The sequence below is a fragment of the Verrucosispora sp. WMMC514 genome, assembly GCF_027497295.1.
In the GTDB taxonomy this organism is placed as follows: domain Bacteria; phylum Actinomycetota; class Actinomycetes; order Mycobacteriales; family Micromonosporaceae; genus Micromonospora; species Micromonospora palythoicola.
This window is the reverse complement of sequence record NZ_CP114906.1, coordinates 1,818,209-1,837,512: the sequence shown is the minus strand read 5'-3', so window position 1 is coordinate 1,837,512 and position 19,304 is coordinate 1,818,209. Positions and strand designations below refer to the sequence as shown.

Genomic DNA, 19,304 nt, shown 5'->3' with positions numbered 1-19,304 from the left:
AACGTTCCGAGCGGGCCAGCGAAATTCGCTGGCCCGCTCGTCTGTCGCTGGCGCAGTCTGCCGGCATGACCATCACCGTCACCCCCTTCGGTCCCGCCGACGAGCAGGCGATCGAGCAGGCGTACCGGATCGGCACGGCCTACGTCGCCGCCGACCTGCCCGACTTTCCGCCCTTCTGTCGACGGCGGTTCACGGCGATGGTGCGCCAGCCGATGCCGGGCAATGCACCGGTCAACCTGCTGGCACACCTCGACGGTGAGCCGGCCGGTCACCTCGTGCTGGATCTGCCGCAACTGGACAACACCGAGAACGCCTCCGCCGACCTGGTCGTGCACCCGGCATACCGGCGCCGGGGGGTGGGTCGGGCGCTGGTCCAGCACGGCCTCGCCGTGCTGCGCGAGCACGGACGCAAGCGGGTCAGCGCGATGAGCATGGCGCACCCGCCCGGGGAACCCGACCGCCCCTCGGCGGCCGCTGCCTTCGCCACATCCTTCGGCGCGGTCGACGCCCTGACCGACGTCCGGCGGCGCCTGACCGTCGCCGACCTGGACCAGGTGCGGCTGGACACGCTGCTGGCCGAGGCCCGGAGCCGGGCGGCCGGCTACGCGGTGTTGCGCTGGCGCGGGCGTACTCCCGACGACCTGGCGGCGGACGTGGCGTACCTCGACGGACGGCTGCTGGCCGACGCGCCAATGGGCGACCTGGCCTGGGAGCCGGAGCGGGTCGACGCCGAGCGGCTACGCGGCACCGAGTCGGCGCTGGATGCGCGCGGCCGGCGGCGCTACCACGTCGGCCTGCGCCACGAGGCGTCCGGTCGGCTGGTCGCGTGGACGATGCTGGACGTCGGGGCGTCCGCGGACTGGCACTCGTTCCAGCAGATCACCATCGTCGACCCGGAGCACCGGGGCCATCGGCTCGGCCTGCTGTCCAAGATCGAAAATCTGCGGCACCTGCTCGCTCACGAGCCCGCCGTGCGGGTCGTCGACACGTTCAACGCGGCCAGCAACGACCACATGATCACCATCAACGAACAGCTCGGGTTCCGGGTGCGGGACCGGTGGAGCAACTGGCAACTCGACGTGTGACCGGCGGGAAATCCGGTGGCGGTGCCCGCCGGTCGGTGGGCAGGCTCGCGCCATGGCCGTCACCGTCACGCCGTACGACTCCACCGACGCGGCCGCGCTCGACGCGGCGCACCGCGTCGTCGCGGCGGCGCAGGCCGTCGACCTGCCCGACCTGCCGGTGGGGGACCGGGCCGAGTTCGGGCTCCTGGTCGCCCATCCGCCGCACGGCAACGTGATCCACCAGGCGCTGGCCCGGCGGGACGGCGAGGTGGCCGGCCACCTGCGGATGCGGCTGCCGCAATTGGAGAACACCGGCATCGCCACCGTCGAGCTGACGGTGGACCCGGCGCGGCGGCGGCAGGGGGTGGGGCGGGCGCTGCTGGCGTACGCCCGGAAGGTGGCCGCCGAGCACGGCCGGCAGCGATTGATCGGTGAGACCCCGGGGCCACTGCCCGGCGGACCGGAGCGGGCGGCGCCCGGTGCGGCCTTCGCGGCGGCGGCCGGAGCGCAGGCCGCGCTGGCCGAGGTACGGCGTCGGCTGGACACCACGCGGCTCGACCAGGCGGCCCTGGCCGCGCTGCACGATTCTGCCCGCGCCCGCGCCGCCGGCTACCGGACGGTGGCCTGGCGAGGACCGGTGGCCGAGGAGTACGTGGTCGACGTCGCGCGGCTGGAGAGCCGGCTGCTCATCGACGCGCCGACGGGCGACCTCGCGATCGAGGCGGAGCGGGTGGACGCCGCGCGGTTCCGGGAGATCGAGCGGATCCAGCGGCTGCGGGGCCGACGGCGCTACCACGTCGGCGCGGTGCACGAGGCGACCGGCCGGATGGTCGCCTGGACGATGATCGACAGGGGTCCGTCCACGCCATGGCACGCCTGGCAGGAGATCACCATCGTCGACCCCGCACACCGGGGACACCGTCTGGGCCTGCTCGTCAAGGTGGAGAACCTTCGGCACGCGCTTGCCCACGAGCCGGACCTGGCCGCGATCGACACCTGGAACGCGGCGGTCAACGATCACATGATCGGCATCAACGAGCAGCTCGGCTTCCGCCCGGTCGACGCCTGGACCGACTGGCAGCTGACCATCTGAAGTTGTGACACGCCCCTACTGATCTGAGGGCTTCGTGTTGCATGATGGCGGGCATGACGGAGACCCCGCACCCCCTCTACGCCAGGCACGCCGAGACCCTCAACCGCGCGCTGACCGCGATCGCGGAGCGGGGGTACTGGTCCGCCTACCCGGAATCACCGAGCCCACGGGTGTACGGCGAGACCGCCGCCGCCGACGGCAAGGCCGCCTTCGAGGCGTACCTGGGTGCGGACTTCCCGCTCGACCAGCCGAGCGACGGCGACCGGGTCGCCACCGAGCACAGCCCGTTCGGCGTCCCGCTGAACGTGCGGTACCCGCACGCCGACGCCGACCAGCTGGTCGCCGCCGCGTCCGCCGCGCTGCCGGCCTGGCGGGACGCCGGCCCGCAGGCCCGGGTGGGTGTCTGCCTGGAGATCCTCGACCGGCTGCACCGGAACGTCTTCGAACTGGCCAACGCGGTGCAGTTCACCAGCGGTCAGGCGTTCGTGATGGCCTTCCAGGCCGGTGGCGCGCACGCCCTGGACCGCGCGCTCGAGGCGCTGGCCTACGCGTACGCGGAGATGACCCGACACCCGGGCACCGCCGGCTGGGAGAAGGCCGCCGGCAAGGGCGACCCGCTGCGGATGTCCAAGACCTTCCACGTGGTGCCCCGGGGCGTGGCCCTGGTCATCGGCTGCAACACCTTCCCGACCTGGAACTCGTACCCGGGGCTGTTCGCCTCGCTGGTCACCGGCAACCCGGTCGTGGTCAAGCCGCACCCGCGCGCCGTGCTGCCGCTGGCCGTCACCGTCCGGTACGCCCGCCAGGTGCTCGCCGAGGCCGGCTTCGACCCGAACCTGGTGCTGCTGGCGCCCGAGGCCCCGGACGAGAAGCTCGCCTCGACGCTGGCCCTGCACCCGGCGGTCCGGATCGTCGACTTCACCGGCTCCACCGAGTACGGCGACTGGCTGGAGGCCAACGCCCGCCAGGCGGCGGTGTACACCGAGAAGGCGGGGCTGAACACGGTGGTGATCGACTCCACCGACGACTTCGCCGGGATGTGCCGCAACCTGGGCTTCACGCTGACGCTCTACAGCGGGCAGATGTGCACCACCTCGCAGAACATCCTCATCCCGCGGGACGGCATCGACACCGACCAGGGCCACAAGAGCTTCGACGAGGTGGCCGGCGGAATCGCCGCGGCGGTCGGCAAGCTCACCGGCGATCCGGCCCGGGGAGTGGAGCTGACCGGGGCGATCGTCAACGACGGGGTGCTGGAGCGGCTGGACGAGGTAGCCAAGGTGGGTTCACCGGTGCTGGAGTCGCGTACCGTCGAGCACCCGTCGTTCCCGGACGCCGTGGTGCGTACGCCGACGATCGTGAAGCTGGACGCGGGCGACACCGCGACCTACTCGCGGGAGTGGTTCGGGCCGATCTCCTTCGCCATCGCCACCGACTCCACCGCGCACAGCCTGGAGATCCTGCGCTCGACCGTGGGTGAGCAGGGTGCGCTCACCGCGGCGGTCTACTCCACCGACGACGCGGTGCTGGACGCCACCGAGGCGGCGGCGATCGAGGTCGGGGTGCACCTGTCGGCCAACCTGACCGGCGGCGTCTTCGTGAACCAGTCGGCGGCGTTCTCCGACTTCCACGGCAGCGGCGCGAACGCGGCGGCCAACTCGGCGTTGACCGACGGGGCGTACGTGGCGAACCGGTTCCGGATCGTGCAGAGCCGCCGGCACGTCTGAGGTGTTGCGACGGTGGCTCCGGGGATGCCTCGGAGCCACCAGGCGGACGACCGACGTCGGGGCTACGCGGCCCGGCGCATCTGGAGTTCGCGCAGGGCGGGGATGGTCGGGTGCGGTACGCGGACACCGGTGTCGACGAATCCCAGCCGCTGGTAGGCCCGGTAGGCGCGGTCGTTGCCGACCACCACCTCGAGCATCAGCTCGGGGCGTCCGCAGGCCCGGGACCAGCCCGCCACCCCACTCACCAACTCCGCCAGCAGGCCGGTGCGCCGCCAGCCCGGAGTGACGTAGACGGCGTAGAGCACGGTCAACCCCGGCTCGGTCGGGTGCGCCATCCCGCCGACGTGCCCGACCAGCCGGCCGCCCGGATCCGCCACGAACTGCGCCGTGTCCGGGCCGGCGGAGACCCGGGTGACCCGGGCGGCGTACTCGGCGTGCGGTCGGGCCGCGGCCTCGGCGATCGTCTCCAGGAACGCCAGCGGCGCGTCCGCGAGCATCTCCAGCCGCAGCGCGCGCATCCGAGCGGCGTCCGCTGGTTCGACCCGGCGGATGACGGCCCGGCGCACTCCGGTTCCGTCGGTGACGTTCGTCATGCCCGCATGCTTATCACAATGACGTACGACGATACGGGTGACTGTAATACGCCCGATTTGTGGTCGTGCGCCGTCGTCACTCCTCGTGTAGCGTGCGATTTCGGTCACCCGTTTCAGTGGTCGTCGCGGATTGCCGAAACCGGTGGTTTCCGGGTGCCGGTGCGCCGGTGACCCGAGGTAGTGGAACGCCGTGCAGAGTGAGGAAAACACCGTGGCACAAGGCACCGTGAAGTGGTTCAACGCCGAGAAGGGCTACGGCTTCATCGCCGTCGACGGCGGGCAGGACGTCTTCGTCCACTTCTCCGCGATCGAGATGGACGGCTACAAGGCGCTGGACGACGGTCAGCGAGTGGAGTTCGAGATCGCCCAGGGCCAGAAGGGCCCGCAGGCCGAGCGGGTACGCCTCATCGCCTGAGCGCGGACGACCCACCCCAGGCGACCGATCGTCGTCGAAGGTGGCGTGACCATCGCCGGAGGGGGCTGCGGTGCCGGTGCCCCACAAGGAAAGATCATGGGCCGAACCAGCCGTCGCTGAGGAGGTTCCATGTCCGACCAGCCGCCCCCGACAGGTCCCACCTCCTCGCCCGCGGACCAACCGCCGCCGCCCGGGCCGCTCGATCCGCCGCCCGGGTTCGGCCCGCCGCCGTACGGCGCGCAACCGGGTCATCCCGCGCAGCCGCCGCACGTCGGCATGACGCCGTATCCCGGTCAACCGCTGTACCCGGGACAGCCGCCCTATGGCTGGTACCACCCCGCAGGCTACGGTCTCGATCCCACTGACGCCCTGGTCACCCCGCCCGGGGCCGGGCTGGGCGGCTGGTTCGCGCGCTGCGTGGGCGCCGCCCGCCGGGGCTGGCGACAACTGCTACCGATTCTCGTCCTCACCCAGGTGCTGCCGGCCGCGGTGCTGTCGGTGCTCACGCTGGCCGTGGACCCCTCGGCGCGCTGGGACAGTCAACTCGCCAGCGACTCCGCCGCACTGCCGGCGAACTTCTGGACGGATCTCGGCACGCTCCTGCTCGTGCTGCTCGGTGGCAGCCTGCTCCTCGGTCTGGTGCAGTCGGTCGGCTGGGCCGCCGGCACCTGGTTGATCACCCGCCAGGCGGTCGGCGAGCAGGTCGGCGCCGCCGCCGCGCTGCGCTACGGGATGCGCCGCGCGCTCGGTCTGTGGGGCTGGACGCTGCTCGTCACCCTGATCGTCGTCTTCGGGTTCTGCCTGTGCTTCCTGCCCGGCGTGTACGCGGTGTTCGCGTTGGCCCTGGCCGGCCCGGTCTACCTGTTCGAGCGGCACGACCCGCTCAGCAGGTCGCATCGCATGCTGCGTGACCGGCCGGGCCTGCTGCTCGGCCGGGTGGCCCTGGTGGGCGCCGCGGTGATCGGTCTCTCACTGGTGGTGAGCCTGATCGAGTCGCTGGCGATCCTGCCGTTCGGTGCCACTCCGCTGGACTCGCCGGGTACGACGGTGGGTGTGGTGCTGACCATCGCGGTGGTCGCGGTGCTGACGCTGCCGGCGTACCTCGCGCAGCAGGTCGGGCTGGTGGTCACCTACGCCGAGCAGCGGGCGCACGAGGGCCCGGTGAACGCCGGTCAACTGGCGGGCGAACTCGGCTGACCCGGGCCATCGTGCTTGCACTCGGCAGGGCAGAGTGCTAAACAAGTCATTGGCACTCGCATGGCGTGAGTGCCAGCTGGTCGGGACGGTGGGGCTGCGGTCGCGCCCGTGACATAACCACGGGTGGGGCACGTGGCCGGTCGTCGCGGGCTATCCGGCCCGGCCGAGGAGACGTCGCCGTCGCCAGGTGGCGACGTCCCAAGGTGCGTACACCAGACGGCCCATCCGGGGCACACACTCGGGTGGCCCGTGAGTGTCCAGGAGGACAACGCCGTATGGCCAAGATGATCGCGTTCGACGAAGAGGCGCGCCGCGGCCTCGAGCGGGGCATGAACCAGCTCGCCGACGCCGTGAAGGTGACCCTCGGCCCCAAGGGCCGCAACGTCGTGCTCGAGAAGAAGTGGGGTGCCCCCACCATCACCAACGATGGTGTGAGCATCGCCAAGGAGATCGAGCTCGAGGACCCGTACGAGAAGATCGGCGCCGAGCTGGTCAAGGAGGTCGCCAAGAAGACCGACGACGTCGCCGGTGACGGCACGACGACGGCGACCGTCCTGGCCCAGGCACTCGTTCGCGAGGGCCTGCGCAACGTGGCCGCCGGTGCCAACCCGATGGCCCTGAAGCGGGGCATCGAGGCTGCGGTCGCCAACGTCTCGGAGGAGCTGCTGAAGCTCGCCAAGGACGTGGAGACCAAGGAGCAGATCGCCTCCACCGCCTCCATCTCCGCCGGTGACACCAGCGTCGGCGAGATCATCGCCGAGGCGATGGACAAGGTCGGCAAGGAAGGCGTCATCACCGTCGAGGAGAGCAACACCTTCGGGCTGGAGCTGGAGCTCACCGAGGGCATGCGCTTCGACAAGGGCTACATCTCGGCCTACTTCATGACCGACCCGGAGCGTATGGAGGCCGTCTTCGACGACCCGTACATCCTGATCGCGAACAGCAAGATCTCGTCGGTCAAGGACCTGCTGCCGATCCTGGAGAAGGTCATGCAGGGCGGCAAGCCGCTGCTGATCATCGCCGAGGACCTGGAGGGCGAGGCCCTGGCCACGCTGGTGGTCAACAAGGTCCGTGGCACCTTCAAGTCGGTCGCCGTCAAGGCGCCGGGCTTCGGTGACCGCCGCAAGGCCATGCTGACCGACATCGCCATCCTCACCGGTGGCCAGGTCATCAGCGAGGAGGTCGGCCTCAAGCTGGACGCCGTCAGCCTCGACATGCTGGGCCGCGCCCGCAAGGTCGTGGTGACCAAGGACGAGACCACCATCGTCGACGGTGCCGGCGACGCCGAGCAGATCCAGGGCCGGGTCAACCAGATCCGGGCCGAGATCGACAAGAGCGACTCCGACTACGACCGGGAGAAGCTGCAGGAGCGGCTGGCCAAGCTGGCCGGTGGCGTCGCGGTGATCAAGGTCGGCGCGGCCACCGAGGTCGAGCTCAAGGAGCGCAAGCACCGCATCGAGGACGCGGTCCGCAACGCCAAGGCCGCCGTCGAGGAGGGCATCGTCCCGGGTGGTGGTGTCGCGCTGGTGCAGGCCGGCAAGACCGCCTTCGACAAGCTCGACCTGGCCGGCGACGAGGCGACCGGCGCGCAGATCGTGAAGATCGCGCTGGACGCCCCGCTGCGGCAGATCGCCGTGAACGCCGGCCTGGAGGGTGGCGTCGTGGTGGAGCGGGTTCGCAACCTCGACTCGGGTCACGGCCTCAACGCCGCGACCGGCGAGTACGTCGACCTGCTGGCCGCGGGCATCATCGACCCGGCCAAGGTGACCCGTTCCGCGCTGCAGAACGCCTCGTCGATCGCCGCGCTGTTCCTGACCACCGAGGCCGTCGTGGCGGACAAGCCGGAGAAGACCCCGGCCGCCCCGGCTGGCCCGGGTGGCGGGGACATGGACTTCTGAGTCCAGCTCCAACGCCGGAAGGGGCGGACCGCGTCAGCGGTCCGCCCCTTCCGCTGTGTCGGTGGCCACTCGTCGGCTACGTCGGCAGCGGTCGCTGGTTTCGGCGCTTCCGCGCCCGGTCGTACGGCGGGCGGTGCTGAACCGGCTCGTCCACCAGGATGAGGGGCTCCTCGGGTGGCTCGTCCACCCCGGTCATCTCGGCCAGTTGCTCGGCGTCGCCGTGGTCGAGCCGGTCGATCGGCAGTTGGCCGGGGAGTCCGTGGACCGTGGCCCGGGTGGTCGGTGGGGCTTCCCGGGCCTGATCGTCGTCCATGCTCATGGCTGCCTCCTCTACCGAAACGGTAGGGCGCGCCGAGCGGCGGGAAGGGTGAATGGCGTTATCGGGATCTATTTGCCGTTACGCCCTTTTCGGCCGGTTCGGCTCGGGAAGCACCAACGACCCGCTCCGCCGTGGATGCGGCCCGGATCAGGGCGGTCCGGTGACGCCACCGCGTTGGCCGAACGGGTCGTCGGTGGCGGACCTGGTGACCACATGGACCACCCCGCAGCAGAGCGCCACGACGAGCGCCGGTACCCCCAGCAGGATCAGCAGGGCCATGCCCCGCCACCGGGCTGTCGACGATGCCCGGAGCGGAGCTGCCGACCCGGACGAATGACCATGCATGAACCCGCAAGATAGCAGGTCCGCAGGGGTCAGATAACCCTCGGGCGAGTACTGCTCACGTCGGTTCCAATCGAACGTGGGCGATCAACCACGAGCCGCCGAGACGGCCGCGTACGCGTCGACCAGGCCGGCGCCGGCGACGTTCGCCGGGCCGCCGCACTCGTCGGACCGGTCCCGGGCCGAGTCGCTGGTCTCGATCGGTTCGGCCGTCTCGCGCAGGATCCGCCGCGTCCGATCCAGGTCGCCGACGAGTTCCGGATTGGCCGACCACATCAACGCGGCCACCCCCGCCACCTGCGGGGTGGCCATCGAGGTGCCGTCGAGCACGGCGTACCCGCCGCCGGGCATCGCGGAGATGACCTCCGCCCCCGGCGCCATCAGATCCGGTTTCGCCGTCCCGGTGGCCGTCGGGCCACGGGAGGAGAAGGCGGTGACCCGCCGCCGATCGTCCACCGCGCCGACGGTCAGCACGTCCGGGTACGGTGCCGGCGGATCCTGCACGGAGCCGCAGAACGGGCCGGTGTTGCCGGCCGCCGCGACGACGAGAATCCCGGCGGCCTCCAGCGCCGCGGTGGCCGGCTGTAGCGCCCGAGGATCGCACCCCTCGATCGGTGGGCAGCCCCACGAGTTGGTCAGGATCTCCGGTGCCCGGGCGGGCCGGCCCTGCCGGAACGGGTCACCGCCGGGCGGGAAGGGCGCCAACATGAACTGGAGGCAGTCGAGGTAGGCGGCGGGGTTCCCCAGATTGCGGTCGAGGTTGACGCAGCCGACCCACTGGGCGCCGGGAGCCACGCCGATGCCGTCCCGCCCGACGGCGCTGCCCATCGTGTGGGTGCCGTGTCCGCTGCGGTCGGTCGGTGCGCCAGTGCCGTTCCACGGGTCGAACCATGAGTCGTCGCCGCCCCGGAAACCCTGGGCCAGAGTCGGGTGCCGTCCGTCCACCCCCGAGTCGGAACTGCCCACGGTCACCCCGGCCCCGGTGACGCCGAGTTCGGACCAGACCCGGTCCGCGCCGATCATGGTGAGGTGCCACGGTGGGCCGGACGGGGCCGGCGCGCTGCCGGTGGCGCTGTCGGCGGGTGCCGGCAACGGGCGCAGGCGTTGGCTGACCAGTACCCGGGCCACCTCGGGCCGGCTGGACAGCCAGGCCCGTACCGCCGGCCCGCCGGCCACCTCGATCGCGTTCACCAGGTAGTAGGGGGTGTGCGGCAGCCGGGCCAGCCGCAGGTCCCGCCGCAGGTCGGCCTGGGCCCGGTCGGCGGTGTCGACCAGCCGCCGGTAGACCTCCCCGGCCCGCGCGTCCCGGCCGGCCCGACCTGGCCCGCCGCTCACCCCGCTCAGGTCCGCCTGTTCCCGCAGCAGCACGAACAGCCGCTCCCCGTGCAGCCCCGGCTGGCCGGCGACCGAGCCGACCAGGCCGACCGTGACCAGCAGCGCCAGCGCGCTCGCCGCGGCCAGCGCGCGGCTCGGCGTACGGGCCGAGCGTCGCGCCAGCAGCAGGCCGTATCCGACCGCCAGCACCAGTCCGACGGCGAGTCCGGCACCGGTCGCGGCGGCGACCCAGAAGGGCACGTCGCGGGTGCCGACCAGCAGCAGGCTGACCTCCTCCGGATCGGTGAACGCCAGCGGGCCGAACACACCGAGCCCGACCAGCCAGGCAGTCGGTGCCCGGCCACCCGCCCCGGCCGGATGGCGGGCCACGACGGCTCCGGTTGCCGGCTGGTCCGGCACACCGGGCCAGGTGCCCGGCTGGGTGACGCCGCGGCCGGCCGCCGCCCGGCGGCTCATGGCCCGCAGCGCGGCCAGCGCGAACCCGGCCGGCGGCAGCGTCACCAGCAGCGGCAACTGCGCGCCGGAGTGGCCGGTGCCGGCACCCACCAGCAGCAGCACCACCCCGGCCACGAGCCCGCCCAGCAGCACCAGCCGGGCCGGTCGAGGCGGATCGTCCGCGTCGAAACGACCCCAGAACCGAGCGTCGAGCAGCGTCGCGGCCAGCGCGCCGACGGCCGCCGCGGCCAGCCCGGCGAGAATGGTCTCCGACAGCCCGCCGAGCGCGCCCCACCAGACCCAGGGCAGCAGCAGGGCGAGCCCGGCGGCCATCGCGAGCAGGGCCGCCACCGACGGACGTGCGTCCAGTCGTGCCGTTCGCCCGACCGGCATCGCCTCCGGCCCGGTCCGGTGCCCCGGACCGCCGGGCGGCATCCGGTCCGGCTGGTCCGGGCGGTCGGCCTGCTGCCCGACCCCGCCGACGGATTCCGCCCGCCGTAGTTCGTCGGCCCGGCGGCCGGGGCCGAGGACGTGGGACGGCAGCCGGGCCGTCACCACCGCCAGCAGCATCGCCACCAGCGCCAGCCCGGCGAGGTACGCCTCGTGGTGCACCGGGGGGATCGTCCGCAGTAGCCCGAGCAGGCCGAGCACGAGCGCGCCGGCAAACCACACCCGACCGGTGACGCGGACCGCCGACGAGCGGGGTATGAGGGCCAACGGCAGCGCGGCGGCGGCGATCAGCAGCACGGTGAGCAGGCAGACCACCGGCCAGAGCGGCACCAGCCGGTCCAGGCCGCCGATCAGGACCACCTGGTCGACGGTCCAGCCGCCGGTCTGCGCCAGGACCGTGACCGTGACCGTCCAGCAGCCGGCGAACACCGCCGCGACGATCGCCCAGGGGCTGCCGGCCGCGCCGGGTGTGGTGGGTTCCGCCCGCATCCGCACACAGTACGTCGCAGCCGCCCGGTCGTCGGGACGGATCTGCCGGGCGACTGATCGGGGTGCCCGGGTCGGCACCTGCCGGTGGCGGGTGGGGGCGGTTAACGTGGACGGGTGCGTGATCCGAACGTTCTGCGGTCCGTTGCCGGGCAGCTCTCGCCCGCTCGCCGCGCCGCCGACCTGCGTCGGCTGCGTGCCGAGCGGTTCGACGTGCTGGTGATCGGGGGCGGGGTGACCGGCGCCGGAGCGGCTGTCGACGCCGCGTCCCGGGGCCTCAAGGTGGCCCTGGTGGAGGCCCGCGACTTCGCCGCCGGCACCTCCAGCCGGTCCAGCAAGCTGATCCACGGTGGCCTGCGCTACCTGGAGCAGTTGGAGTTCGGCCTGGTGCACGAGGCGCTGACCGAGCGCGGACTGCTGGCCACCCGGCTGGCGCCGCACCTGGTGCGGCCGGTGCCGTTCCTGGTGCCGCTCCCCGCTGGTCAGGGCGTCCGCGACCTGCCCGCCCGACTGCTGCGGCGGGCCTACTACGGCGCCGGGGTGGCCGCGTACGACGCCTTCGCCGGCCTATTCGGCGGCGGCCGGGGCATGCCGTTGCACCGGCACCTGAGCCGGGAGGGTGCCCGCCGCGTCTTCCCGAGCCTGCGCTCCGACGGCCTGGCCGGCGCGATCCGCTACCACGACGGGCAGGTCGACGACGCCCGCCTGGTGATCACCCTGGCCCGCACCGCGGCCAGCCTGGGCGTGACCGTGGTCAGCAGCGCGCGGGCGGTCGGACTGATCCGACAGGCTCGGGAGGTGACCGGGGTCCGGGTCCGCGACCTGGAGGCACCCCCCGGTGCGCCCGAGGCCGAGTTCGAGGTGCGCGCCCGCACGGTCATCGCCGCCACCGGTGTCTGGACCGACGACATGTCCCGGATGCTCAACGACGTCGGCCTGCGGCCCGGTGTCCGGGTGCGGGCGTCCAAGGGGGTGCACCTGGTGGTGCCCCGCTCGGCGATCACCGGCGAGACCGGACTGATCCTGCGTACGGCCACGAGTGTCCTGTTCGTCATCCCGTGGGGTGGGCACTGGATCATCGGCACCACGGACACCGACTGGCGGCTGGACCGCTCCCACCCGGCGGCCTCGGCCAGCGACATCGACTACCTGCTCCGGCAGGTCAACACGGTGCTCGACCGCCCGCTGACCACGGCCGACATTGAAGGTGTCTACGCCGGACTGCGTCCGCTGCTGGCCGGGGAGGCGGACTCCACCTCGAAGCTCTCCCGGGAGCACGCCGTGATCGAGCCGATGCTCGGGCTGCTGCTGGTGGCCGGTGGCAAGTACACGACGTACCGGGTGATGGCCGCCGACGTGGTCGACCGGGCGGTACGCCGGCTCGGTGGCCAGCGGGTGTCGCGTACGGCCGACCTGCCGCTGCTCGGCGCGGACGGGTACGCGGCCATGTGGCGGGACCGGGCGGATCTGGCTCGCCGCCACGGGTTGCCGGTGGGCGTGGTGGAGCACCTGCTGGAACGCTACGGCAGCCTCACCCTCGACCTGCTCGCCCTGATCGACGCCGATCCGCTGCTGTCCTCCCCGCTGGCCGGTGCGCCGGAGTACCTCGCCGCCGAGGTGACGTACGCGGCCCGCGCCGAGGGGGCGTTGCACCTGGAGGACGTGCTGACCCGGCGTACCCGGATCTCGATCGAGACCACTCACCGGGGCCTGGAGTCGGCCGAACACGCGGCCGAGCTGATGGGCGCGGTGCTGGGCTGGGACGCGGCGCGCCGGGCCCGGGAGGTGACCCACTACCGGGCCCGGGTGGAGGCCGAGCGGCAGTCCCAGCTGATGCCGGACGACGCCACCGCGGACGCCGCTCGGCTCGGCGCTCCGGACGTGCGCGGCTACCCGGCGGATCGGGGTGCCGACGACGGCGCGGCCGGCCTGGCCCGCTGACGGTTCCACTCTGGAGATCGCCCGGCATGTATATCCATCCGATGGGGTTACGCTCGCTACCTACGGTGGGGTAAGTTCCGCGAGTGATGGCGCTTTCCCGATCACGACTGGTCTTCCTGCCCGGCATCGTCCTGCTGGCGGTCGCTCTCGGCGGCTGTGCGCCGTTCGGCGACAACTCCGAACCGCCCGTGGCGCCGAGCGCGCCGGCCGCCGGGCAACCCGGCGGGGCGGGGGCCACCACCGCCGGAAAGGGCCGGGTCAGCCTGCTGCAGAACGACGGGGCCGACGGTCCGCTACGCACCCTGAACGTGGAGCCGGACGGGCGCTGGGAGTGCGTCGACTGTGCCGGTGACGGGGTCACCTCGACCGGTGAGTTGAGTGCGGAGCATCGGGAGCGTCTCCAGCAACTGCTGGCCGAGCCGGACCTGGCCCTGGAGACCGACGAGGCCCGGGGCTATCGGGTCAGTTGCGTCGGCGCGCTCACCTCCACCCTGCTGACCGCGGCCGGCCTGATCACCTCGCAGGACTGCCCGGGGGAGGAACGGCCGCCGGTGGCCGAGGAGATCCTGCTGCTGCTCACCCAGAACACGCCCGCCGAGATGGTGGGCTAGCGGCAGCGCCGACGCGGCGTCGTCAGAGCACCTTTCCGGGGTTGAGCAGGCCGGTCGGGTCGAGCGCCGTCTTGATCGCCTGGTGCACCCGGACGCCCACCGGACCGATCTCCCGGGCCAACCAGTCCCGCTTGAGCAGGCCGACGCCGTGCTCACCGGTGCAGGTGCCACCCAGGTCCAGCCCCAACCGCATGATCTCGTCGAAGGCTCGCCGGCCGCGCTCCAGGCTCGTCGGATCGGCCCGGTCGACGACGATGTTGGGGTGCATGTTGCCGTCGCCGGCGTGACCGACCACCCCGATCGGCACCTGACACTCCGCCGCGATCCGGGCCACCCCGTCGAGCAGTGCGGCGAGCGCACCCCGGGGCACCGCCAGGTCGTCGATGATCAGGCCACCGTTGCCGCCCGGGTACGTGTCCACGGCGTACTTCTCCATCGCCGGGTGGGCCAGCCGGCGGGCCTGCAACAGCGCGGCGGCCTCGACGGCGTCACTTGCCGCGTACACCTCCTCGGCGCCGGCCGCGTCGCAGACGGCGGCCAACTCGGCGAGGTCCGCCGCCGCCCGGGGACCGGTGTCGGCCGCGGCCAGCAGCAGCGCCTCCGCATCGGTGCGCAACCCCATCGGCCGGTACGCCTCGATCGCCGTCAGGTGGGTGCGGTCGAGCAGTTCCAGCAGGCTGGGGGAGAGCCCCTGGGCGGCGATCCGGGCCACCGCCGCGCCGGCGTTCGCGGTGGAGCCGAACACGGCCACCAGGGTCAGCGACTCCGCCGGCGCGGGCCGCAGCGCCACTGTCACCTCGGTGATCACGCCGAGGGTGCCCTCCGAGCCGACGAAGAGCCGGGTCAGGTCGTAGCCGGCCACCCCCTTGGCGGTCCGGCGTCCGGTGCGCAGCACCTCGCCGGAGGCGAGCACCACCTCCAGGCCGAGCACGTACTCGGTGGTCACGCCGTACTTGACGCAGCACATCCCGCCCGCGTTGGTGGCGACGTTGCCGCCGATGGTGGACGACTCCCAGGAGCCCGGGTCGGGCGGGTACCACAGGCCACGCTCACCCACGGCCGCGGTGAGCGCGGCGTTGACCACTCCGGGCTGCACGACCGCGATCCGGCTCACGGGATCGATCTCCAGGATGGCGTTCAGCGCGGTGGTGCTGATCACCACCGCGCCGTCGACGGCGTTCGCCGCGCCCGCCAACCCGGTACGCGCACCCTGCGGCACCACCGGTACGCCGTGTCGCCCGGCCGCCCGGACCACCGCGACGACCTCCTCGGTGCTGCGCGGCCGGGTCACCACCAGCGGTGTCGCCGACGCACACAGGTCGGCCTCGTCCCGCTCGTGCCCACGCAGCAGGTCGGGATCGGTGAGCACCGCGTCCGGCCCGAGAGCGGCGCGGAGGTCGTCGAGGAGCGGGGAGGTGGCCATGCGGCCGAGGCTACGACCGGCCAATGGTGATCATCAACCCGCGCCGACGCCCCGGTACCGTGGCCGCGTGATCTACGTGGACCGGCCGTCCTGGCCGGGGCGCGGCCGGCTCTGGTCGCACCTGATCAGCGACGTCTCCCTCGCCGAACTGCACGCCTTCGCGGAGATGCTGGGTGCTCCCCGGCGGGGCTTCGACCGGGACCACTACGACGTGCCCGCCGAGCGCTTCGCGATGGCCGTCTGGCTCGGCGCGCAGGTAGTACCCAGCCGCGACATCGTCCGTCTCCTCCGCGACGCCAACCTCCGCCGCCCCAAACACCTCTCCCGCCCCCGCCCCGCCTCCCGCGATCTTGCACTTTCGGTCCCCGATCCGCGGCTTTGACGCCGTCATGTCCCGACCGAAAGTGCAAGATCGACGGGGGTTACCGGGTCAGGTGGGTCAGTTCGCGGGTGAGGTTGGCGTGGGCGGGTTGCGTCCAGCGGGTCGCCAGCGCGGGGACGCGGTAGAGGGTGGGTAGGGAGAGCAGGGCGGCGAGCACCCTTGCCCGGCCCGCCCGGTAGTCCGGCTCGGGGACGTGGGCGTACTCCTGACGGATCGCGGTGGCGTACCGGTCGTACTCCGGTGGTGGGGCGGCGAGCACGGCCAGGTCGGCGTCGCAGAGCAGCGCACCGTCGGCGTCCGCCGGATCGACCACGTGGCCGGCGGTGAGCAGGACCAGCCGACGCACCTCGGCCACCCCGTCCGACGGCAGCCCTGACCGGGTGAGCAGGGCGTCGGCGAGCGCCGCGCTGGCGCGCTCGTTCCGATCGCCGGGCGCGCGGGGGTCGTACACCGCGTCGTGGCACCAGGCGGCGAGCCGAACCAGATCGGGTCGCGACGCGGTCGAGGCGTAGCGGTCGATCACGTCGAGCACGGCGGTCAGGTGCGTGACCGTGTGGTAGCGCCGGTGCGGCTCCCGCCACCGTTCGAGCAGTTCCGCCCCGGCGGCGTCGACCGACGCGGGGTCGGCCGCTCCGGCCGCCCGGGCGGCGGTACGCCACCGTGCCAGCAACTCCGTCACCGGCCCGAGTCTGCCCGATGCGGCGACCGGCCGCCGGTCCGGAGCGCGATGTGCCGCTTCGGCGGGAATGTCCGGGCGTCCGGCGGGTAGTCCCGGCCATGGCGGTGGCCCGGAGCGGACTTTCCCGGCTGCTGCGCCGGGACCGAGCAAACGACGGCCGTTCCGACGTGGACACGGCCCGGATCGCCGGGACCATGGCGCAGCTGCACCACCGTGGCAAGGCCACCCTGCGCGACCGTCTGCACCGGGTGCGCCTGTCGCTCGGCCTGGCCGCCCAGGCGGGTCTGGCGGCCGGGCTGTCCTGGGTGGCCGCGCACGAGCTGCTGGGCAACCCGCAGCCGGTCTTCGCCCCGATCTCCGCCGTCGGCACCCTGGCCGTCTCGGTGGGGCAGCGGTTCCGCCGGACCGTCGAGCTGATCCTCGGGGTGGGCGTCGGGGTGTTCGTCGGCGACCTGCTGATCTACTTCCTCGGCACCGGGCCGTGGCAACTCGGCCTGGTGGTCACCTCCGCCATCGTGCTCACCGTCTTCGCCGGGGGCAGCGTCGCGATCGTCATCCAGGCCGCGGCAACCGCGGTGCTGATCGTGACGCTCAGCCCGTCGGTGGAGGATCTGGAGTTGCCCCGGTTCATCGACGCGATCGTCGGCGGCAGCATCGCGCTGCTGGTCACCGCGATTCTGCTGCCGCTCAACCCGCTGCGGGTGCTCAACCGGGCGGCCCGGCCGGCGCTTGATCTGCTCGCCGAGCAGCTCGACGCCGCCGCCGACGGGTTGCGGGAGCGCGATCGGGAGAAGATCCAGAACGCGCTGGACCGGCTGCGCGACAACAAGGAGGAACTGGCCACCTTCACCGAGGCGATCGAGGGAGCCAAGGAGACCGCGCTGCTCTCCCCGGCGCGGTGGCACCGGCGCAGCGAACTCACCCACTACGCGGAGGCGGCCGACCCGATCGACCGGGCGATGCGCAACAGCGGCACCCTGATCCGGCGCGCGGTGACCCTGGTGGAGGACGACGAGCCGGTCCCGGAGTCGATGCCGGACGCGCTTCGCCACCTGGCCGAGTCGGTCCGCCTGCTGCAGAAGGAGTTCGCTCAGGGCGAGGAGCCCGAGCAGGCCCGGGAGCGGTCGCTGCGCGCGGTCAGCGAGGCCGGTCGGGCGTACGGCGACGGGGTGGGTTTCTCCGGCAGCGTGGTGGTGGCGCAGGTGCGTACCACCGCCAGTGACCTGCTGGTGGCCTCCGGCATCAGCCAGGAGGAGGCGAACCGGTTGGTTCGCCGCTCCTTCGGTGAGCTGGACCGGCCGGGGGCGCCGGCCGGGCCGGAGCCCGCCGTGCGGCGGCCCACCGCGCCCCCGGTCGGCTGAGCCTCCAGGCGGCCATGCGCCCGGCCGGACGGGCCGGGCATGACTACGCTGACCGCATGGTCGTCACCCCGTCCGGCGGATCGCTGCCGCCGTCGCCGTCCGTGCCCGTCGCGCCAGGCGCGGGTGGCGGCGTACCCGGAATGCCACGGCGTCGCCTCAGTTGGCGGCGGGCGCTGGTACTGATCGGGGTGATCATCCTGATCGCGGCCTGTGCGATCTTCATGCTCTTCACGCTCGGCACCAGTCTCGGCCCGGAGGCGCTGCTGGTCGGTACCGCCGCGGCGGTCCTTCCGGTACCGGTGCTGGTGGCCTGCTTCCTCTGGCTCGACCGCTACGAACCCGAGCCGTTGAAGTACCTGGTCTTCTGCTTCGCCTGGGGTGCCTTCGTCTCCACCGCGGCGTCGTTGACGGTCAACGAGACGGCGGCCGGTTGGTTCGAGGACCAGGGCCTGCCCGTCGCCCTCACCGCCGTCCTGGTGGCGCCCTTCATCGAGGAGCTGACCAAGACCCTCGGCCCGATCCTGCTGCTGATCTTCCGGCGACGGGAATGGTCGGGCATCACCGACGGGCTCGTCTACTGCGGGCTGTCCGCGATCGGCTTCGCGATGGTGGAGAACATCCTCTACCTGGGTGGGTACGGATACGCCACGGGAGTCGAGCAGTACGGGCCGGCGACCGGGGCGCAACAGGTGATCGCCATCTTCATCGTCCGGATCCTGCTGTTCGGGTTCGCCCATCCGTTGTTCACCTCGATGGCCGGTATCGGGCTCGGTATCGCCGCCCGGTCGGCGGACCGTCGGGTGCGGTTCTTCGCTCCGCTCGCGGGGCTGTTGCTGGCCATGATGCTGCACGGCACGTGGAACCTGCTGCCGACGCTCACCCAGGCCACCGGACAGGTGCTGATCTCGCTATTCGGTTTCGTCGGCGTGATGGTGCCGATCTTCTTCGGCATGGTCGGCCTGGCCGTGTGGCTGCGGGCCTGGGAGGGGCGGCTGACCGAGCGGGTACTGCCGGACTATGTCCGGGCCGGTTGGCTCACCCCACCGGAGGTGGCCGCGTTGAGCAGCCTCGGCCGACGACACGCGGCCCGGGTGTGGGCCCGGCGGGTGGCCGGTGACGCCGGTCTACGGGCGATGCGCGGCTACCAGTTCGCGGCCACCCGGCTGGCCCTGCTGCGGGACGGTGCCACCCGGGGGCTGGACCGCCGGCCCGTCGACCGGGACCGGACGGCCCGGGAGGAACAGGAACTGCTGCACTCCATCGCCGCGTACCGGTCGTACTTCGTGGGCCGGGATCCCCAGTCACCGGTCGGTGTCTGGGACGGACACCGTTACCACCTGCGTTTTCCGGACGGCTCGCAGCGGGCGGTGGAGGCCCCCGAGGAGCCGGTGGTGCCGATCCCGGTGGTGCTCATCCCGCCGCCGCCCCCGCCACCCGCGTTCCCCGCCGGCTACGGCGGGCCCGGCTGGTACGGTCCACGTCCGGCCGCCCCCTGGCCACCGGGGCACCGCTGACCGCCGACGCCGGCCGGTCGCGACTGACCGGCCGGCGGG

17 protein-coding genes are annotated in these 19,304 nt (G+C 72.8%); 11 read left to right on the top strand and 6 right to left on the bottom strand.

Going from position 1 to position 19,304, the window contains the following annotated elements; translation table 11 throughout:
- Nucleotides 1–65 precede the first annotated feature (65 nt).
- The 3 genes from O7597_RS08400 to paaN are packed head-to-tail and all read left to right on the top strand — an operon-like array spanning nucleotide 66 to nucleotide 3,884.
- Nucleotides 66–1,085 (top strand): GNAT family N-acetyltransferase, encoded by a 1,020-nt coding sequence (locus O7597_RS08400; protein ID WP_281582389.1) that lies wholly within the window; start codon nucleotides 66–68, stop codon nucleotides 1,083–1,085.
- A gap of 52 nt (nucleotides 1,086–1,137) precedes the next feature.
- Nucleotides 1,138–2,157, top strand: a complete 1,020-nt coding sequence (locus tag O7597_RS08395; protein ID WP_269738464.1) for a GNAT family N-acetyltransferase — start codon at nucleotides 1,138–1,140, stop codon at nucleotides 2,155–2,157.
- Nucleotides 2,158–2,210: 53 nt separating this feature from the next.
- The gene (paaN, locus tag O7597_RS08390; RefSeq protein ID WP_281582388.1) at nucleotides 2,211–3,884 is read left to right on the top strand and encodes a phenylacetic acid degradation protein PaaN; all 1,674 of its coding nucleotides are present in this window, start codon (nucleotides 2,211–2,213) and stop codon (nucleotides 3,882–3,884) included.
- Nucleotides 3,885–3,946: 62 nt separating this feature from the next.
- Here paaN and O7597_RS08385 read toward each other — a convergent pair whose 3' ends face one another.
- Nucleotides 3,947–4,477 (bottom strand): GNAT family N-acetyltransferase, encoded by a 531-nt coding sequence (locus tag O7597_RS08385; protein WP_281582387.1) that lies wholly within the window; start codon nucleotides 4,475–4,477, stop codon nucleotides 3,947–3,949.
- A gap of 211 nt (nucleotides 4,478–4,688) precedes the next feature.
- Between O7597_RS08385 and O7597_RS08380 the strand changes: the two genes are divergently transcribed.
- From O7597_RS08380 to groL, 3 genes are all read left to right on the top strand, one after another.
- A complete protein-coding gene (locus O7597_RS08380) occupies nucleotides 4,689–4,892 on the top strand; it encodes a cold-shock protein (protein WP_018787966.1) in 204 nt (67 codons plus the stop codon).
- Nucleotides 4,893–5,021: 129 nt separating this feature from the next.
- Complete coding sequence (locus O7597_RS08375) at nucleotides 5,022–6,089, top strand: hypothetical protein (RefSeq protein ID WP_281582386.1); 1,068 nt, start codon at nucleotides 5,022–5,024, stop codon at nucleotides 6,087–6,089.
- Between the two features lie 275 nt (nucleotides 6,090–6,364).
- Nucleotides 6,365–7,987, top strand: a complete 1,623-nt coding sequence (gene groL, locus O7597_RS08370; RefSeq protein ID WP_164448544.1) for a chaperonin GroEL — start codon at nucleotides 6,365–6,367, stop codon at nucleotides 7,985–7,987.
- A 76-nt stretch (nucleotides 7,988–8,063) separates the two neighbouring features.
- Here the strand turns inward: groL and O7597_RS08365 are convergent, their stop codons facing one another.
- The 3 genes from O7597_RS08365 to O7597_RS08355 all read right to left on the bottom strand — a co-directional run bounded on the left by O7597_RS08365 (nucleotide 8,064) and on the right by O7597_RS08355 (nucleotide 11,357).
- On the bottom strand, nucleotides 8,064–8,300 hold the full coding sequence (locus O7597_RS08365) for a hypothetical protein (RefSeq protein ID WP_269738746.1): 237 nt from the start codon (nucleotides 8,298–8,300) through the stop codon (nucleotides 8,064–8,066).
- A gap of 153 nt (nucleotides 8,301–8,453) precedes the next feature.
- A complete protein-coding gene (locus O7597_RS08360) occupies nucleotides 8,454–8,585 on the bottom strand; it encodes a hypothetical protein (RefSeq protein ID WP_268968058.1) in 132 nt (43 codons plus the stop codon).
- A 150-nt stretch (nucleotides 8,586–8,735) separates the two neighbouring features.
- Nucleotides 8,736–11,357: a S8 family serine peptidase gene (locus tag O7597_RS08355; protein ID WP_281582385.1), complete on the bottom strand. Its 2,622-nt coding sequence runs from the start codon at nucleotides 11,355–11,357 to the stop codon at nucleotides 8,736–8,738.
- A gap of 114 nt (nucleotides 11,358–11,471) precedes the next feature.
- Between O7597_RS08355 and O7597_RS08350 the strand changes: the two genes are divergently transcribed.
- A complete protein-coding gene (locus O7597_RS08350; RefSeq protein WP_269738459.1) occupies nucleotides 11,472–13,295 on the top strand; it encodes a glycerol-3-phosphate dehydrogenase/oxidase in 1,824 nt (607 codons plus the stop codon).
- Between the two features lie 86 nt (nucleotides 13,296–13,381).
- A complete protein-coding gene (locus tag O7597_RS08345) occupies nucleotides 13,382–13,906 on the top strand; it encodes a hypothetical protein (protein ID WP_269738458.1) in 525 nt (174 codons plus the stop codon).
- A 22-nt stretch (nucleotides 13,907–13,928) separates the two neighbouring features.
- Here the strand turns inward: O7597_RS08345 and O7597_RS08340 are convergent, their stop codons facing one another.
- Nucleotides 13,929–15,329, bottom strand: a complete 1,401-nt coding sequence (locus tag O7597_RS08340; RefSeq protein ID WP_281582384.1) for an FAD-linked oxidase C-terminal domain-containing protein — start codon at nucleotides 15,327–15,329, stop codon at nucleotides 13,929–13,931.
- Nucleotides 15,330–15,396: 67 nt separating this feature from the next.
- Here O7597_RS08340 and O7597_RS08335 point away from each other — a divergent pair, with 67 nt between their 5' ends.
- Nucleotides 15,397–15,711, top strand: a complete 315-nt coding sequence (locus tag O7597_RS08335) for a DUF4031 domain-containing protein (protein WP_281582383.1) — start codon at nucleotides 15,397–15,399, stop codon at nucleotides 15,709–15,711.
- Nucleotides 15,712–15,751: 40 nt separating this feature from the next.
- On the opposite strand, the gene O7597_RS08330 is transcribed toward O7597_RS08335, so the two are convergent.
- Nucleotides 15,752–16,390 carry a metal-dependent phosphohydrolase gene (locus O7597_RS08330; RefSeq protein ID WP_281582382.1) on the bottom strand — a complete coding sequence of 213 codons (639 nt, stop codon included), beginning with the start codon at nucleotides 16,388–16,390 and terminating at the stop codon, nucleotides 15,752–15,754.
- A gap of 104 nt (nucleotides 16,391–16,494) precedes the next feature.
- Here O7597_RS08330 and O7597_RS08325 point away from each other — a divergent pair, with 104 nt between their 5' ends.
- Nucleotides 16,495–17,751, top strand: a complete 1,257-nt coding sequence (locus O7597_RS08325) for an FUSC family protein (protein ID WP_281583216.1) — start codon at nucleotides 16,495–16,497, stop codon at nucleotides 17,749–17,751.
- A gap of 14 nt (nucleotides 17,752–17,765) precedes the next feature.
- On the top strand, nucleotides 17,766–19,265 hold the full coding sequence (locus tag O7597_RS08320) for a PrsW family intramembrane metalloprotease (protein WP_281582381.1): 1,500 nt from the start codon (nucleotides 17,766–17,768) through the stop codon (nucleotides 19,263–19,265).
- Nucleotides 19,266–19,304: the final 39 nt, after the last annotated feature.

What these genes read in the sequence shown, in the direction of transcription:
- O7597_RS08375 (WP_281582386.1), top strand. Translation starts at nt 5,022, where the DNA reads ATGTCCGACCAGCCGCCCCCGACAGGTCCCACCTCCTCGCCCGCGGAC.
- O7597_RS08400 (WP_281582389.1), top strand. Translation starts at nt 66, where the DNA reads ATGACCATCACCGTCACCCCCTTCGGTCCCGCCGACGAGCAGGCGATC.
- O7597_RS08360 (WP_268968058.1), bottom strand. Translation starts at nt 8,585, where the DNA reads ATGGCCCTGCTGATCCTGCTGGGGGTACCGGCGCTCGTCGTGGCGCTC.
- O7597_RS08365 (WP_269738746.1), bottom strand. Translation starts at nt 8,300, where the DNA reads ATGGACGACGATCAGGCCCGGGAAGCCCCACCGACCACCCGGGCCACG.
- O7597_RS08385 (WP_281582387.1), bottom strand. Translation starts at nt 4,477, where the DNA reads ATGACGAACGTCACCGACGGAACCGGAGTGCGCCGGGCCGTCATCCGC.
- O7597_RS08355 (WP_281582385.1), bottom strand. Translation starts at nt 11,357, where the DNA reads ATGCGGGCGGAACCCACCACACCCGGCGCGGCCGGCAGCCCCTGGGCG.
- paaN (WP_281582388.1), top strand. Translation starts at nt 2,211, where the DNA reads ATGACGGAGACCCCGCACCCCCTCTACGCCAGGCACGCCGAGACCCTC.
- O7597_RS08395 (WP_269738464.1), top strand. Translation starts at nt 1,138, where the DNA reads ATGGCCGTCACCGTCACGCCGTACGACTCCACCGACGCGGCCGCGCTC.
- O7597_RS08340 (WP_281582384.1), bottom strand. Translation starts at nt 15,329, where the DNA reads ATGGCCACCTCCCCGCTCCTCGACGACCTCCGCGCCGCTCTCGGGCCG.
- O7597_RS08345 (WP_269738458.1), top strand. Translation starts at nt 13,382, where the DNA reads ATGGCGCTTTCCCGATCACGACTGGTCTTCCTGCCCGGCATCGTCCTG.
- groL (WP_164448544.1), top strand. Translation starts at nt 6,365, where the DNA reads ATGGCCAAGATGATCGCGTTCGACGAAGAGGCGCGCCGCGGCCTCGAG.
- O7597_RS08320 (WP_281582381.1), top strand. Translation starts at nt 17,766, where the DNA reads ATGCGCCCGGCCGGACGGGCCGGGCATGACTACGCTGACCGCATGGTC.